18 protein-coding genes are annotated in these 15,755 nt (G+C 41.7%); 16 read left to right on the forward strand and 2 right to left on the reverse strand.

Translation table 11 applies throughout. From position 1 onward, the window contains the following. Window positions 1–65 precede the first annotated feature (65 nt). From AC25CA_RS03510 to AC25CA_RS03565, 12 genes are all read left to right on the forward strand, one after another. Window positions 66–2,975 (forward strand): sigma 54-interacting transcriptional regulator, encoded by a 2,910-nt coding sequence (locus AC25CA_RS03510; protein ID WP_486815658.1) that lies wholly within the window; start codon window positions 66–68, stop codon window positions 2,973–2,975. A 24-nt stretch (window positions 2,976–2,999) separates the two neighbouring features. Further along, window positions 3,000–3,650, forward strand: coding sequence for a class II aldolase/adducin family protein (locus AC25CA_RS03515; RefSeq protein WP_486815659.1), 651 nt, complete (start codon window positions 3,000–3,002; stop codon window positions 3,648–3,650). A gap of 14 nt (window positions 3,651–3,664) precedes the next feature. Next, window positions 3,665–3,976 (forward strand): hypothetical protein, encoded by a 312-nt coding sequence (locus tag AC25CA_RS03520; RefSeq protein ID WP_486815660.1) that lies wholly within the window; start codon window positions 3,665–3,667, stop codon window positions 3,974–3,976. Between the two features lie 127 nt (window positions 3,977–4,103). Further along, the gene (locus AC25CA_RS03525; RefSeq protein WP_486815661.1) at window positions 4,104–5,330 is read left to right on the forward strand and encodes a PTS transporter subunit IIC; all 1,227 of its coding nucleotides are present in this window, start codon (window positions 4,104–4,106) and stop codon (window positions 5,328–5,330) included. 64 nt (window positions 5,331–5,394) lie between these two features. Then, the gene (locus AC25CA_RS03530) at window positions 5,395–5,853 is read left to right on the forward strand and encodes a PTS sugar transporter subunit IIA (protein WP_486815662.1); all 459 of its coding nucleotides are present in this window, start codon (window positions 5,395–5,397) and stop codon (window positions 5,851–5,853) included. A gap of 8 nt (window positions 5,854–5,861) precedes the next feature. Further along, window positions 5,862–7,016, forward strand: coding sequence for a uroporphyrinogen decarboxylase family protein (locus AC25CA_RS03535; protein ID WP_486815663.1), 1,155 nt, complete (start codon window positions 5,862–5,864; stop codon window positions 7,014–7,016). Between the two features lie 12 nt (window positions 7,017–7,028). Continuing rightward, window positions 7,029–7,325 (forward strand): hypothetical protein, encoded by a 297-nt coding sequence (locus AC25CA_RS03540; RefSeq protein ID WP_486815664.1) that lies wholly within the window; start codon window positions 7,029–7,031, stop codon window positions 7,323–7,325. Further along, the gene (locus AC25CA_RS03545) at window positions 7,322–8,464 is read left to right on the forward strand and encodes a cysteine desulfurase family protein (RefSeq protein ID WP_486815665.1); all 1,143 of its coding nucleotides are present in this window, start codon (window positions 7,322–7,324) and stop codon (window positions 8,462–8,464) included. The genes AC25CA_RS03540 and AC25CA_RS03545 overlap by 4 nt, the downstream gene beginning before the upstream one ends. Window positions 8,465–8,476: 12 nt before the next feature. Beyond that, a complete protein-coding gene (locus AC25CA_RS03550) occupies window positions 8,477–9,103 on the forward strand; it encodes a corrinoid protein (RefSeq protein ID WP_486815666.1) in 627 nt (208 codons plus the stop codon). Between the two features lie 116 nt (window positions 9,104–9,219). Then, window positions 9,220–9,657: a DUF2178 domain-containing protein gene (locus AC25CA_RS03555; protein WP_486815667.1), complete on the forward strand. Its 438-nt coding sequence runs from the start codon at window positions 9,220–9,222 to the stop codon at window positions 9,655–9,657. Next, window positions 9,657–9,887 (forward strand): helix-turn-helix transcriptional regulator, encoded by a 231-nt coding sequence (locus AC25CA_RS03560; protein WP_486815668.1) that lies wholly within the window; start codon window positions 9,657–9,659, stop codon window positions 9,885–9,887. The genes AC25CA_RS03555 and AC25CA_RS03560 overlap by 1 nt, the downstream gene beginning before the upstream one ends. A 187-nt stretch (window positions 9,888–10,074) precedes the next feature. Further along, on the forward strand, window positions 10,075–11,634 hold the full coding sequence (locus AC25CA_RS03565) for an HD domain-containing phosphohydrolase (RefSeq protein WP_486815669.1): 1,560 nt from the start codon (window positions 10,075–10,077) through the stop codon (window positions 11,632–11,634). 52 nt (window positions 11,635–11,686) lie between these two features. Here AC25CA_RS03565 and AC25CA_RS03570 read toward each other — a convergent pair whose 3' ends face one another. After that, the gene (locus AC25CA_RS03570; RefSeq protein ID WP_486815670.1) at window positions 11,687–12,091 is read right to left on the reverse strand and encodes an arsenate reductase ArsC; all 405 of its coding nucleotides are present in this window, start codon (window positions 12,089–12,091) and stop codon (window positions 11,687–11,689) included. Between the two features lie 73 nt (window positions 12,092–12,164). Beyond that, window positions 12,165–13,061, reverse strand: a complete 897-nt coding sequence (locus AC25CA_RS03575; protein WP_486815671.1) for an acetamidase/formamidase family protein — start codon at window positions 13,059–13,061, stop codon at window positions 12,165–12,167. Between the two features lie 122 nt (window positions 13,062–13,183). On the opposite strand from AC25CA_RS03575, the gene AC25CA_RS03580 reads away from it, so the two are divergent. From AC25CA_RS03580 to AC25CA_RS03595, 4 genes are read left to right on the forward strand one after another with little or no spacing between them, the layout of a single operon-like run. Next, entirely contained in the window at window positions 13,184–13,927 is a 744-nt protein-coding gene (locus AC25CA_RS03580; RefSeq protein WP_486815672.1) for a YwaF family protein, read from the forward strand. Between the two features lie 58 nt (window positions 13,928–13,985). Next, complete coding sequence (locus AC25CA_RS03585) at window positions 13,986–14,384, forward strand: MarR family winged helix-turn-helix transcriptional regulator (RefSeq protein WP_486815673.1); 399 nt, start codon at window positions 13,986–13,988, stop codon at window positions 14,382–14,384. A gap of 46 nt (window positions 14,385–14,430) precedes the next feature. Then, window positions 14,431–15,039 carry a 4Fe-4S binding protein gene (locus AC25CA_RS03590; protein ID WP_486815674.1) on the forward strand — a complete coding sequence of 203 codons (609 nt, stop codon included), beginning with the start codon at window positions 14,431–14,433 and terminating at the stop codon, window positions 15,037–15,039. 55 nt (window positions 15,040–15,094) lie between these two features. After that, the gene (locus tag AC25CA_RS03595; protein WP_486815675.1) at window positions 15,095–15,754 is read left to right on the forward strand and encodes an ABC transporter permease; all 660 of its coding nucleotides are present in this window, start codon (window positions 15,095–15,097) and stop codon (window positions 15,752–15,754) included. Window position 15,755 lies beyond the last annotated feature (1 nt).

A 15,755-nucleotide genomic window follows, 5' to 3' on the forward strand; every position in this document is an offset into this window, starting at 1 on the left:
CAGGGAAAAAGTCTAAATAATGTGATTGGCATGAAAATTGCAATAATAAGGAGTGGGAGAAGAAGATGGAACTAGTTGAGATGATTTTGCAGGAAATTCAAAAAGAAGACCGGAAGGAGCCCTATCAAGACCAACAATTGGCGGAACTTCTTGCTTGTGATCGCACCAGTATTACAAAAGCGAGAAAGCGACATGGAATTGAAGAGTCTCGAACTCGATTTAAGCAGTATGTTGCTGAGGAAATCGCAGGTATTTTGCAAGAAGACAGTGATCTTCCCAATCGAGAATTAATCCGGGAGCTTGGCAAAAAAGGATTTTCAATTTCCCCCTATATGATGAAACAGATTCGAGTCAGCATGACAGAAGCAAAACCGAAAAATTCAGAGCGAGGGAACAAGAAACAAAAGCTTGTCAATATAGCGGAATTAGAAAGTGTTTATTCGGATATTGTAGGAAATCTTGGCAGTTTTAAAACCGTGATTCAATCCCTTGAAGCAGCCGTGATGTATCCGCCAAAGGGTCTAAATACCTTGATCACTGGCGAAAGCGGTGTGGGCAAGACTATGCTTGCAAGAAAAATGTATGAGTTTGGGCGGATGAAGGGAAGGTTTCCTTTAAATAGTGAATTTGTGCATTTCAATTGTGCGGATTATGCAGAAAACTCACAACTCATCTTATCCATGTTGTTTGGTGTGAAAAAGGGAGCCTATACGGGTGCTTCTGATGATCGTATTGGATTGGTGGAAAAGGCGCGAAATAGCATTTTGTTTTTAGATGAAGTACACAGAATGCCAGCAGAAGGGCAAGAGATTCTTTTTAAAATTATTGACGAAGGTGTTTATCGACGATTGGGTGAGAGTGACCGTGAGCGAGAAATTAATGTGTTCATCGTTGCGGCAACAACGGAGGAACCAACAGAATGTTTGCTGGATACCTTTTTGAGGCGATTCCCCATGATGGTTCATATTCCACCATTGAAGCAGAGGCCAGCATCGGAACGATTGGAGTTGATCGAACGATATCTGCTTGTACAAGCCAAACAACTGCAAAAGGATATTTGGCTTGACCATGACAGCGCTTTGGCTTTCTTGTTGCATATGCCCAAGGGTAATGTTGGAAAATTGTTCAATGAAATTCAAGTATGTATCGCAAAGGCCTATTTGGAATCAATGATTGAAAACAAAAAAGAAATCCGAATTACATTTGATTTGGTGGATCATCAGATTCAAAGAAATTTGATGGATAAGAATCAATTCTACAAAGAGGCAAATCAAATTGTACATTATCAAGGACTTACGATTCCAAAAGATGGTCGTCTGGAAGCTTCGCTATTTAATCTTAAAGACGAAGAAACCATATATAAATTAACGGAACACCTTTTTCAAGAAAGCAAGGAATCGGAACGATCAATTGAAGAAACACAACAGTATATTGGAGAGAAAATTGAAGGATTTATTCAGAAAAAGGTAAACAAGACTTATCCCATTGACAAGCAAAATATTATCAAAATCATTGGAACACAATTGGCTTCAACCGTCGAGCGTGCATTGGAGTTGGCTGCACCAATTATCCAAAAATACGATATGCAATTATTTTATTCTTTGGCGGTGCATATCAATGAAACGATTGAACGTGTTAAGGCGGGGAAAGCCATTGAAAATCCAAAGCTCCGCACGATTGAAAGCAAGCATAAGGATGTTTTTGAGATTGCATTACGGATGACTGAGTATATTACCTCAAGAACTGGGGTGGAATTTCCAAAAGATGAAGCGGCCTTTGTGGCTATGTATTTGTTGGGTTATATCGAGAAGGAAAAAGATACAGGGAGAATTGGAATCTTGGTTCTTAATCATGGGGAGTATGGTCTTCCAATGATTCGTTTGGCAGAAACATTAATGGGCCAGGCGAACATTGCCAATGTCGCGATGAAGATGGAGGATCAACCGAGCGAAGTGTTACCTCTTGCGATGGAACGAGTTCGGAAAATGGATGAAGGGAAAGGCGTTTTACTTTTTGTTGATATGGGTTCGCTGAATGCATTTGGATCATTGATTGAAGAGAGCACAGGGATTAAGGTGAAAACCGTCGCAAGATTTGATGTCTTGATGTTGATGGAAGCGGTGCGCATGTGTCGAATGGCAGAAATAAGCTTGAGTGATATTCATAAGCACTTGATAGCACCAGAGCGCAGCCATCTGAGGCGGGATGATAAGCGGATAAAACCAGCCATGAAAAAACCATTGATTATAACGACCTGCATGACGGGACAAGGTGCCAGCGTTTATTTGAAGGAACTGTTGGATCGTTCACTTGATGATCTGCCAATCGAGATCAAAGAAATAGGCGTCTTCTCGGAGGTGAGTTTAGATGATCAAATCCAGCAACTATCACAAACCTATACCATTTTATGTGTGGTTGGAACAATCAATCCCAAGAAAGAATGGATTCAATTTATCAGTATAGATCAGGTGGTGTCTGGAAAAGCGGTTGAAACAATTCGCTATTTGTATCGTAAGCAGTATGGTGAAAAGGAAAAGTATCCGATTGATCGTCACTTGATTTTCAATCGACAAGCAGTTTCGACAAAAGAAGAATGTATTGAATTCTTATGTCGACAGATGGTGGACCAGGGAGTTGTAACAAAACGATATTTACAAGATGTTTATGAGCGAGAAGAAATGGGTTTGACCTGTTTGTTGGACGCGCAGGAAAAAGGAATTGCGATTATTCATACGGTATCGTCTAAAGAAGTTATTCGAGACGGGATGAGCATTCTGAGCACAAGACAACCTATTTTTTGGGATGCGATTGATATTGATGTTGTTGTGGTGATGGCATTGACGGATTCGGAAAGTCGTTTACCCTATTTAGTGAATCGCACAATATTTCAAAACGAAGACCGAATGAGACGGATTCGGGCATCACAATCAAAGGGTGAAATGCTTACTCTAATCCAAGAGGCATTGCAAACATAAAAGCTAGCAGCAAAAGGAGGAAACATGTTACAAAATTTACGTGAAAAGGTATTGGACATTGGGCTTAAAATGAAGGCCTATGGTTTGATTGCGCAAGCAGGGGGGACTGTCTGTGCGAGGGATCCAGAAACCGGATTGATTGCGATTTCCGCAAGCGGCATGTCTTATGAAGAGATGACCTGGCAGGATGTCTTAATCATTGATGAAGAGAAAAATCTTCTTGCTGGCGAGCGAAAAATATCGGTAGCAACCGATATGTTTTTGACTATTTTTAAAAACCGGCCCGATGTGAATGCGCTGATTCATACGCATTCCCGTTATGCAACGGCATTTGCGGCGGTGAAAAAGCCAATCCCTGTGATTACAACGACTCAGGGAAATATTGTCGGGGGCCAAGTGCCTGTGGTGCAAACCGTTCATGTTGGTCCCTATGATCAAGCCTTCTACAACGAAATTGCTGAAACACTGGGAAATGGGTGGGCATGCAATTTAGCTGCGCACGGCCCGATCTGCGCAGGCACCGATTTGGAAATGGCTTTGGATGTATCAGTAACCATAGAAGTAACCGCGCACACAGCGTGGATTGCAAAGTTTTTGGGCGAACCGTATCAACTTACAAATGAAGAGATTCAGGGTTCGTTTCAATTTTGTCAGGCCGCAGTTGGCCAAAAATGAAGGGAGGTGACAAAGTGGCAGAAAGAAAATTGATTTTATGTGTTTGCGGAGCAGGAATTAACACGTCAATGAATGCAAAAATGACGATTATGGAACATCTACGTGATGCGGGGATGGATGATGTTGAGGTTAAGCATGCAATGATTGGTGATATTACACCTTATCGGGGCAGGGAAAACATGGTTGTGGTATGGATGACACAGATTGATGCAAAGTTCGAGGCACCAGGCGTGCAAGGCATGGCATATTTAATTGGAACCAAGAAGAAAAAGCGTGCCTTATCTGAAGAAATTATGCAGAAAATGAAAGAAATTTGCAAGGAATAAAAATAGCATCACAAGAGGCGTCGAAACAGCTTGTGATGCTACTTAATCAAATCGCAAAGAGACTTTACGAATGACTTAATAATTCTAGCAATTATTGAGCAATAAATCAAATAAATGGAGGACTATTATGGTTGCATCTATATTAGGAAGTTTGGGGGGACCCGTACTTGTCGCTATTGTTATGTTTTTACTCGGTCTGATTTTTCAAGCTGGTTTTTCCAAAAGTATACGCGGGGGATTATATGCAGGGATTGGCTTAGCAGGTCTATTTGTTGTTGTCAATGCGGTAACAGCAAGTTTGACACCAGCGATTCAAGCTTTTGCAGCACGTTTTGACACAAGCTTGACCTTAACTGATGTTGGTTGGGGATCTGCGGGTATTGCCTTTTCATGGCCAGGATTAGCATTTGTTATTATCGGTGTTATTGTTGTTAATATTATTTTGGTCATGCTTGGTGTTGTAAAGACCATGTGGACAGATATTTGGTCTTACTGGCATGGTCAAGTTGTTGGTGGTTTTGTATGGTATACAACAGGAAGCGTAACGCTAGGTGTGGCAGCAGCTATTTTGTATTTGACTTTGGGTAGTTTTATTGCCGACTACACGGCAAAACGATATCAAGAATTCAATGGGATGCCAGGAATTTCGGTTCCATGTGCAGTCAGTTTAGCGGGAATTTTTGCACAACCAGTTAACGCATTGATTGAAAAGATTCCTGGAATCCGAGATATTAATGGGTCGCCAGAAAACATTCGTAAGCGTATGGGAATCTTTGGTGAACTAGGTGTTATGGGTGTTGTGATTGGTGCTTTTATTGGTTTGCTTGCAGGCTATGGCTATGCGGCTGTTTTAAACTTGGGTGTTCAAGTTGGTGTGATGATGGTCTTCTTGCCAAAGACGGTTTCCGTTCTTTGTGAGGGTGTTATTCCAATCGCCAACTCGGCTACAGAATTTATTCAAGAAAAATTTGAGGACAAGGAAGTTTATGTAGCAGTTGACTGTGCGGCTCTATTGGGCCATCCATCTGTTATGGCATCTGCCGTTTTACTTTACCCAATCGCTGTTATTATGGGCGTTTTACTACCAGGCAATGGCATCATTCCAATTGCTAGTTTGGCGATTATTCCTTACTGGTGTGGAGCGATTGCACCTTATTGTAAAGGCAATGTATTCCGTATTGTATTGACAACCATGCTTTGGATGGTTCCAATTTTCTATATCGCAACAGCAATGGGCGATGTGCATACTGGAACTATGGCTTCATTAGGACTTGGCGAAGCGGCAAGCTCTTCTTTTGACATGGGTGGCGATATTTTAGGATTCTTGGTTCATAAGATTTTTAGCATCTTTTAGGAGTTGTTGAACCTAGCCCGATGGTATCGGGCTAGGTTTTACAAGACGGGAGAAAGGAGAAAGTATGTTTATTCTAGAAAATCAGAATGTGCTGCTCGGGGTTGATGCAAAAAATCAACGAGAAGCAATTCAGATCCTTGGAAACCAAATGGTGGAAAATGGATTTATTAAAGAGGCGTATATCGACGCTGTTATTGAGCGGGAAATGCAATATCCAACAGGACTTCCCACAGAAGGCGTAAAGGTAGCCATACCGCATGCGAATGCGAATCACGTGATTCAATCCACAATTGGTGTCATGACGCTTTCGAAACCCGTGACTTTTTGTAGTATGGGGGATGCAACAGAAGAGTTGGATGTTGAACTAATTTTTCTTTTAGCAAACACAGATCAGTCGGATCAGCCAGAATCCTTGCAGCGATTGATGCAATGCTTTTCTGAAGAGGAAGCACTGTTGAAAATGAAAGCGGCAACAACAGAAGATGAGATTTTAACGGTATTGCGGGATTACATGAAAGAGTAGGTGGAGAAATGAAAAAAGTAATGACGCCCAGAGAACGGGTTGCAGCAACCTTGAATTTTGAAGAGCCGGATCGCGTTCCAATCTGTATTGGGTCGAGTGGAGCCAGCGTGAATGATGCCGTCTATTATCAATTGAAAGAGCATTTTCAAATTGAAGGAGACGTTGAACCTTTTCGCAGCGGTCATGGAGATAATATTTATGATCCCAGGGTATTTGATAAATTAGGTGGAGATTTTCGGCATGTATTTTTAAAATCAAATCAAGAATACAAGGCAGCAACAACAGAAGACGGTGGAAGAATCAACGAATGGGGTGTAAAAGTTATTCGAGTCGGCAAATTCAATGAATGGATGAGCCATCCATTGCAAGGTGCCACGCTTGAGGATTTAGACAATTATGCATGGCCCAAGCCCTATGAAGGCAATCGGGACCGTGATTTAAAAGCAGATATAGACTATTGGTATAAAGAAACAGATTTTGCGATTTCAACACGATCACCTTCTCGTGGTTTTTGGGACTTGGGTATTCAATTGCGGGGATTTGATCAGTTCGCTATGGACATGATTTTAAATAAACCATTTATTCATAAGATGATGGAAAAGATCTTAGAGGTTTTGATTGCCTACTATGATGTCTTATTGAGTACAGTAGGACCCTATGTACAGATTGTTGAGACACAAGATGACTTGGCTCATCAGAATGCGCCATTTATGTCTCCGGATGCCTATAAAGAGTTTATGATGCCATATCGGAAAAAGTTAAATGCATTTATTAAGAGCAAAGCACCACAGGCAAAGATTTATCAGCATTGCTGCGGTTCTGTAAGAAAATTGATTCCCTATATGATTGAAGCGGGAATTGAAGTACTTAATCCCATTCAACCCTTGGCAAAAGAGATGGATACGGGAAAATTGAAGCGTGATTTTGGCAAAGACATTGTGTTCTTTGGTGGAATTGATTTGCAGGAACGATTGGCAGGCCCACCAGAAGTGGTAGAACAAGAAGTGAAGGAACGGATTCGCGATCTTGCCCCTGGCGGTGGATATATTATGTCACCGGCAAATGTTGTTCAACCGGATGTGCCGATTGAAAATTTGATTTTATTATGTGAATTGGCAAGAGAATATGGCCAATATCCTTTGGATCTTGAAAAGCTAAAATAGAGGAGAACTCCGATGAAGAAAGTATTGTTGATTGGAGGGCTGTGCGGGATGACCATGTTGCGAGCAGCCTCGATGATTGAAGACGAGTGTCGGGATCGAGATATTTCGATTTCAGTAAAAATTCAAAATGTATGGGAGTCTCCAACGGTAGAGATGCAGGGGCTTGATGTGGTGATTCAAATGATGCCTTTGTATGAGACGGCTCCCTGTATGTTGGTGAGCGGAAAGCCATTTATCTCGCATTTTAAAGAGAAACAATTATTGTCTTCGATCATTGACTATCTGGAAAGAGGGGGCGAAAGATCGTGATTTATGCGGACTATGCGGCAACAACACCCTTAGATTCTCGAGTATTCGAGGTCATGAAACCCTATTTTCAGGAACAATACTTTAATCCATCGGCGCTTTATCCTCAGGCGCAAAAAATACGAAAAGAGATTGAACAAGCACGTTCACAAGTCGCTGAACTCTTGGATGCAGAGTCTGAAGAGATTATTTTTACCAGTGGCGGTACCGAGGCGGACAATATGGCAATCAAGGGGATTGCATTTGCTTTGCGGGAAAAGGGAAAGCATTTGATTACGTCTCAGATTGAGCATCATGCGGTTTTAGCGAGTTTTCAATTTCTTGAAAGGCAAGGATTCGAGGTCACCTATTTGCCCGTTGATGATCATTTTCGAGTGTCTGTTGAAGCCTTTGAAAGTGCGATTCGTCCGGATACGATCCTGGCTTCCATCATGATGGCAAACAATGAGACTGGAGCCATTCAGCCTATACAAGAATTGGCAGCAATTGCGAGGTCGGAAGGTGTTTATTTTCATACGGATGCCGTGCAAGCTATAACGACATGCAAGATATCGGTTAGGGAGCTGGGTGTTGATGCATTGAGTATTTCGGGACATAAGATCTATGGACCGAAGGGGTCCGGTGCCTTGTACCTAAAAACGGATACGCCTATTGTTTCTTGGATTACCGGAGGTGACCAGGAAGGTGGATACCGCGGTGGAACGGAATCGGTGGCAAATTTAATAGGACTTGGAGAAGCGGCGAGAATTTTACAAAGTGAACGAGCGGATCGAGAAAACCATGGCAAGGTTTTACGCAAAAGATTGATGGATGAATTGAAGCGTCAAAATCTTGATTTTCAGGTTCACCAACATCCGACATATCAATTATCACATATTGCCAATATTGGATTTCGTGAGGTTGAAAGCGAGAGTTTGTTGATGCATTTGATGTTAAGAGGAATTGTGGCTTCTTTGGGGGCGGCTTGCAATTCTTCATCTGTTGAACCATCCTATGTTTTAGAGGCTGGCAAGGTGGATCGTGCTTATATTAAGGGAAGCGTACGGTTTTCATTCGGTCAGGACACGTCTGTGGAGGATGTAGATCGACTTGCGAGTGAAGTGAAACAAATACTTGATTTGATAAGAAAAGTGAATTTTTAGCAGGAGGAAATTATGATAAATAAAGTGATCGAAGTATTGTCGATGAATAATCCGGAATTGGTGAAATCGACTGTGGAAGAAGCCTTGGAAGCCGGTTTTACAGCCAATCAAATCATTAATGAGGGCTTGGTTGTTGGTATGAATGGAATCGGGAAACGGTTTCGAGAAGGAGAAATCTTTGTTCCCGAGGTATTGGTATCGGCAATGGGCATGCAAATGGCTTTGGAGCGATTAAAACCCTTATTGAAAGAGGGAGAGAATCAGGCGAAAGGTAAGGTCATTTTCGCTACTGTTCAAGGGGACATTCATGATATCGGAAAGAATCTGTGCTGTATTATGCTAGAAGGCGCGGGATATGATGTGATTGATTTAGGCACAGATGTCAGCAAGGAAGTGATTGCAAATGCGATTCAAGAGCATAACCCTGATGTTGTTGGCTTGTCAGCTCTTTTGACAACTACGATGACTGAGATGCCAGTGATCGAATCTTATCTGCAAGAAGTTGGGGTGAGAGAGAATATCAAATTGGTTTATGGGGGAGCACCGCTTACAAGCAAGTGGGCGGAAGAACATGGCGCAGATGGCTATAGCGAAGATGCGGCAGAGTGTGTTGATCTAGTCGCAAAATTCGTTTCATAAGAAAATGAAAAATAAATGAAAGAGACGATGTGAAAGCATCGTTTTTTTTATTTAAAATGTAATGTATTTTTGACATTTTGTATAAAATAGAATACACTTCAAGTGAGGTGAAGAGTATGAGTAAACAGATGAAACAAGCCTTTATTCGAATGATTCTATGGTCTCTAGTCTTTGTGTTTTTTCTTGCGATTTTTTTATCGGGAGATACCCTGACCACCTGGGGCGATAACACGAGAAAAACAATTATGCTAGCTGTTCTATTTCTTGCGGGATTTGGAGGCGATGCTGTTTTGAATATTGTCTACCGGAAGAAGAATGGAGAAATTATTAAAGATGAACGGGACGATGCGATCGAAAAGCGCGCCGTATCAGCAGGGTTTATTGTTACTTTGATCTACGTGTTTCTTCTTGCGATTACCTTATACACAAAAAATGAAAGCAGTGGATTTGTTCCTGTTGCTTGGTTATGGTTTTTGGCTTACAGCTTGATCTGCGTGGCCAACATATCAGTCACAGCGTTTTCCGTATTTTTTTATCGGAAAGGTGGATTGTAATGCCAGAAAAGCTGCAGAATCAAATACGTCAAATTCGACGTGGACAGACAAATTTGACGCAAGCGCAACTAGCTGAACGGGTTGGATGCACCCGCCAAACCATTGTGGCTTTGGAGCAGGAACGCTATAATCCCTCCTTGATTTTGGCAATGAAGATTGCTGGGGTTTTGCACGTTACGCTTGAAAAACTATTCGTTTTGTCAGAAGAAGACAGTTTCCCTTCTAAGTGATGATTTTTTGAGGTTTGAAAAGTATGAATCAACTGCTGTGGGAGAATAGAAAATTGAAAGCGAAAAGTTGTAAAAAAATGGATATAAGGTTTGAAAATTTATGGAATTTCCTATAAAATAGGAATGAAAATTAAGGAATTAGAGAAATCCTCTGTCATTGACAGGGGATTTTATTATGGGAGGGGTTATGGCTCTAAAAAAATCAAAATCACTACGCTCAACGATTAGCTGGTTTATTATTCCCAAGGTAATAGGGGGTGTTGCCCTATCTTTTCTGATTGTTTTGGGCATTTTTCATATTCAAATGGTAACATATGTAGATCGATTTGTAAGTGCCAGAAACAATAACATAGAAGAGTTTATGGAACAGTATGAAGAAACATTGGCTAATTATGCGCGGATTCACGGGCATTGGACAGATCTCATTGATCACATTGATCAGGAAGATTTTGAGTGGATTCAAGAAAATGCATCACAAAACTTATTGCAAGAAACCAATTATGATATTGACCTCGTTTACATAAAAGACAGTTCGACTGGCTTTGAATCTGCCCTAGGTGCATCAGTGGAAGGGGTAAGGTATTTGCGTAGTCAAGTAGCTCACAATGTGGGGAAGCAAGAGTTTGAAGCGGGAATTATCAAAATTGACGAAGAGCCATATCTGATCAATGGAACCTATTTGTCCGACAATGATGGTTTGATCAATCGAGGGTTTTATGTGGTTGGTCGAAAAATAGATGATGTGTTTTGGGAGAAACTACATAAGTCCATGAATTTGGAATTGGTTCAATCGATTTGGCTTGAAGAGGATGAGATCGCTATTTTGTATCCAAGTTTTTTCTGTGACACCGCTCAATTTTGTGTTCCTCTGAATCACTCGACGACCATGCCGCCTATTTTTTTACATTTGGAATATAAGTTGGATTATCTATACACCTTTCTATATGATGGACAGGTTGGCGTGTTAATCTTGATAGTATTTGGAATTTGCTTGATTATTCTTTTGGTTTTCCGCGCACTCAAGGACTTTGTTGCCAAGTTGAGTGTTATGCAGCGAGTGTTGCACCGTGTTCGGAATGGTTTTTTTGGAGAGCAAATGGAGCCAATGCAGATTGAAGAAATGGATGAACTGATTGATGCCTTTAATCAAATGTCGACGGGGCTTGATTTATATCAAAAGCAGGTGAGTCAAGATCAAGTGGATATGGTCCATTTGATGGTTAAGGCGGTAGACATCAACGATCATTATACCAAGGGTCATTCTGAGCGAGTGGCGATTCAAGCCAGACAATTAGCGGTAATGGTTGGCTATGAGCATCCGAATGATATAGAGATTGCTGGATTGCTTCATGATGTAGGCAAAATTTCAATTCCAACTCAGATATTGAATAAACCAGGTAGACTTACGGAAGAAGAATATGAAATTATTAAAACTCATCCAGAAAGGGGATATGAGTTATTGTTTCAATCGGAGGTTTTTCGTGTGGTTCGAGGGGCTGTAAGGGATCATCATGAACGCTTTGATGGCAAGGGGTATCCTAGAGGCCTAAAAGGTGACGAGATTGCTATGGAAGCAAGAATTGTCTCGATTTGTGATGTGTATGATGCACTAACATCAGATCGTCCATATCGAAAAGCAATGAGTCATAAAGAAGCCATAGAAGTTATCAATAAGGAGAGAGGTAAGGCCTTTTCTCAAGATCTAGTGGATCTTTTTCTTTTGATTTTTGAGAATGAGAAGACATAACTCGTCTAATAATAGAGAAGGAGCAAACCGGAAGGTTTGCTCCTTTATTTGATTATAATAGAGTTTGAGATTTGGCGCGTGCAATCAAATCCAGCACTTTTTCCTTAATGAGATCTCGTGTTGCACGAAAGTCTTCAATGGGTCCGCCAGACGGATCGTCTAATCCCCAGTCTTCCATCAAACGATTCGGTACAAAGGGACAAGTCACGTTACAGCCCATGGTAATCAAGATATCCAGTTCAGAAGGGATTTCAGAAAGCAATTTGGGGTGATGATTGTTCATAGAGACACCCGCTTCTTCCATCACAGCGACAGCTAATGGTTTTACTTCCGGATAGTTTTCCGTACCAGCGGAATAAACGTCAAAATATTCACTTCCTAATTCCTTGGCCCAGCCTTCAGCCATCTGTGAGCGACAAGAATTGTGGACACAAACAAAAGCTACTTTTAGTTTCATATTCTCCTCCTATATTCAAGGTGAATTTCATTATATCAAGACTGCCAATAAGTTTCGCCCGATTTACAAGAACTTAACATTGCCATGGGATGAATCCGTAGGTTTTCATGATGGACAGAGGAAATTCCATGCGAACCGTCATATTGGGATCAACGATTTGGCAGATTCGAAGATTGCCCGCAAGGCTCAATAGCATGCCTGCATTCTCAGCAGTTAATTCTGTGTGATTCATCAAAAACTCATGCATGTGGTCTGTAGCAAGCTGTGCGGCCTCGTCCAGGGTCGGTGCAGAAACGATATTCATCCATTGCGTTTCGGCTTGCAGCATGGGTTGTGTGATGGTGTGGTCCTTTCGCACGGTTACCCGAACCGTTACGCGTCCGGGAACTTCAAGGCCGCAGATTACAACTTCTCCATCCCCCATGACCGCATGAAGATCGCCCATGGCAAGGAGTCCGCCTTCTACGAAGACGGGAAGAAAAAGGGTTGTTCCTTTTTTGATTTCTTTGCAGTCCATATTGCCGCCGTGGGTATCGGGGGTAACTGCGGGAATTGATTCATTGGCCGGTGCTGTTCCGATGACACCAATCATGGGATCAATGGGCAAGTGGAGTTTTTCGTCAAAGAGTGCAAGGCCATTTTCGATAGGGATTCGTTTGACAAATTCTTGAGTAAAGCGGTCACCAAGAACCCCCTTGTTTGGACCACTTCTCATTAGTCCTTCTTTGGCGACTTCAATATCTAAGATCTCCACTTGCAGGCTATCGCCTGGCATGGCATCTTCGATAAATAAGGGTCCAGTAGCGGGATTTCCGCCTTCTTTTGGTAAGGGGAGTGTACACCCTGGAGCGGCATTTCCATAGCAGTCTAAGGTATCGAAAGCAACGGTGTCGCCGGATTTTGCAGTGGCGACAGGTGTATTGTCTTTAGAAAAGTCAAATAGAGTTGGTGTTACAGGAATTTGAAGCATGGGTCACCTCTTTTTCCTTTAAGTATATCAAAGATTAAATCAATCTTAAATGATTAGGTTAGCACTTGTCAGAGAAGAGTCGTTTGGATAAACTGAGAGTCGGCTATTAAGGGGGAATTGGTATGTTAAGGATGTTATTTTGGGGAAATGAGAATATTGGCAAGCCTTTTCAGATGTTTGGGAATCAGCATTTGATTGCACTTTTTTTGGTGTGTATGGGAATCGGTTGGGTCTATCGGGAACGAGAATGGATGAAGAAGCATGAGAAATCTGCTGCACGGATTCTGGCTTTGCTTTTACTTTTACAACAAGGATTGCTTTATCTTTGGTATATCACATCAGGTGCATTTTCATGGGCTGAGTCATTGCCTTTGTATCCATGTCGATTATCCATTTTAGTGACAATTTTGATGTTGTTAAAGGATAGTGATAAGATCTATCAGATTGTATTCTATTGGGCAAGTGCCGGCGCAACGGTTGCCTTGCTTTCGCCAGACACATCGGGTTTTGGCTTTCCGCATTTTATGTTCATCCAATACTTTATTGGGCATGGCGGGCTTTTGATGGCAATTGGGTTTATGGCTTGGGTGCGCGGACACCGTATTTTGAAAGACGGAATCCATGCAGTTTATAAATGGTCTTTGGCTTACGTTGTATTCGTTTTGCCGGTGAATTGGCTTACAGGCGGGAATTATGGGTATTTGAGTCGTCCAATTGCGGGAAATATTTTAGAAATTTTTCCAAAGACGCCTTTTCTCTATTTACTCTTTTTGGTGGGCGCAATGTTTTTGTTATTTGGATTGATTCATATTGGAATTCTTAGAAGAAGAGAGTTGATTTGGATCAAAGATGAAAAAATGTCTTGACATTACTTTGATATCCAAGTAAAATAAGATCATGAAAACAGATGCTACGATTCATTATATGAGTCGAATACGAGAAAAAGTAAATGAAAAGATTCAGGCTGAGCTGGAGAAAGCCGGTGCATTTGGATTGGTTCCATCCCACGGAGATTTGTTGGTGGCTTTGTATGAAAAGGAGCCTATGACGATGACCGAACTGGCAGATCGCATTCATCGTGATCGCTCAACGGTTACGACTTTGGTTAATAAGTTGAAGCGGTTGGGCTATGTAGAGGTTCAAAAGAATCCTGCGGACGCGCGATCGAATTGTGTCTATGTAACTGGGAAGGGCCGATCTTTGCATCCGATCTTTGTTGAAATTTCAGAAGCCATGTATGAACAGGAATATCAAGGAATCAGTGAAGAAGAACGAAAAAACTTTGCAAAATTACTGGAAAGGGTGTATGCCAATTTCCAGTAATTTTTTACACAAATACTTGGACATCCAAATAAAAAGGAGAATGAAAATGGAAAAAGCATTAAAGTTGTTACGTGGCTTGCGTTCGGTCAGTTTTGCTACAATTTCGGAGGGAAAGCCGCAATCAAGGATTATTGATGTAATGTTTATTCGGGAGGACGGCTTATATTTTATGACCTGCAAGTCAAAGCCTTTTTATCGGCAATTAAGAGAGTCGCCTCATGTCGCAATTACAGGGATGACGCAAGACTTTGTACAGATTCGATTGACCGGGGAGGTAGAAGTTGTTTCTTCAGAGTTGATTGATCAAATTTATAGGGAAAATCAAGACTTTGATCAACTATTCCCTCGGAATGATGATCATGCATTTATGGAAGTCTTTCGTGTGTTTCGAGGTAAAGGTGAGATCTTTGATTTAAGCGGGAAAGAGGTAAAAATGAAACGGCATCGATTTGCATTTGGAGGAGAGAAAGTAAGAAAGTCGGGCTGCGAGATTCAAGAGAACTGTATTGGATGTGGTCGTTGTCAAAGTGTTTGTCCCTTTCAAGCAATTCAAGCCGGTTCACCATACGGTATTGATTCTGAACTTTGCGATGAATGCGGTCGGTGTTTATTATCGTGTCCAGTGGATGCGATAGCCTTGCCAACGGGATTATAGGATGGAATAGAAGAAATTGGGTATTGAATAAAAGAGAAGACCTGAGGAGGACGATATGGCTTTCATTGTAAGAATGGGACGATTACTTGTTGACAGAAAAGAGTTTTTCATAAAATTGGTTGGCGAGCATATTGCCTTGTCTTTGATTGCAATAGCCTGGATCACTGTGATCGGAATTAGTTTGGGAATTTATATCACACGAAATAAAAAAATTGCCAACCTTGTTTTGGCCATGACGAATGTATTGTACACCATTCCCTCCATTGCTTTATTTGGTTTTCTTGTATCCTTTACAGGAATCGGGAATACAAGTGCTTTAATCGCTTTGACAGCCTATGGGATTTTGCCGATTATCCGTAACACCTATGTGGGAATTGAGGAGGTTGATCCACAGATTGTGGAAGCAGCCATCGGTATGGGCAGCACGGACCGTCAATTGCTGTGGAAGGTGCAAATTCCAATTGCCTTGCCGGTGATTCTCGCAGGATTTCGAACCATGGTGGTGATGACGATCGCTCTTGCGGGGATTGCGTCATTTATTGGAGCGGGTGGATTAGGTGTTGCAATTTGGCGGGGTATCACGACGAATTTCACTGAGATGACCGTTTTGGGAAGTCTCTTGGTTGCTCTTTTGGCCATGGGATCAGACTTGACTTTGGGACTTGTGGAACGACTCATACGGAAACGTGTCTTGGGCACGGAGAAAGGAGTATAGA

This window comes from Gottschalkiaceae bacterium SANA, assembly GCA_036323355.1.
Lineage (GTDB): Bacteria > Bacillota > Clostridia > Tissierellales > GPF-1 > GPF-1.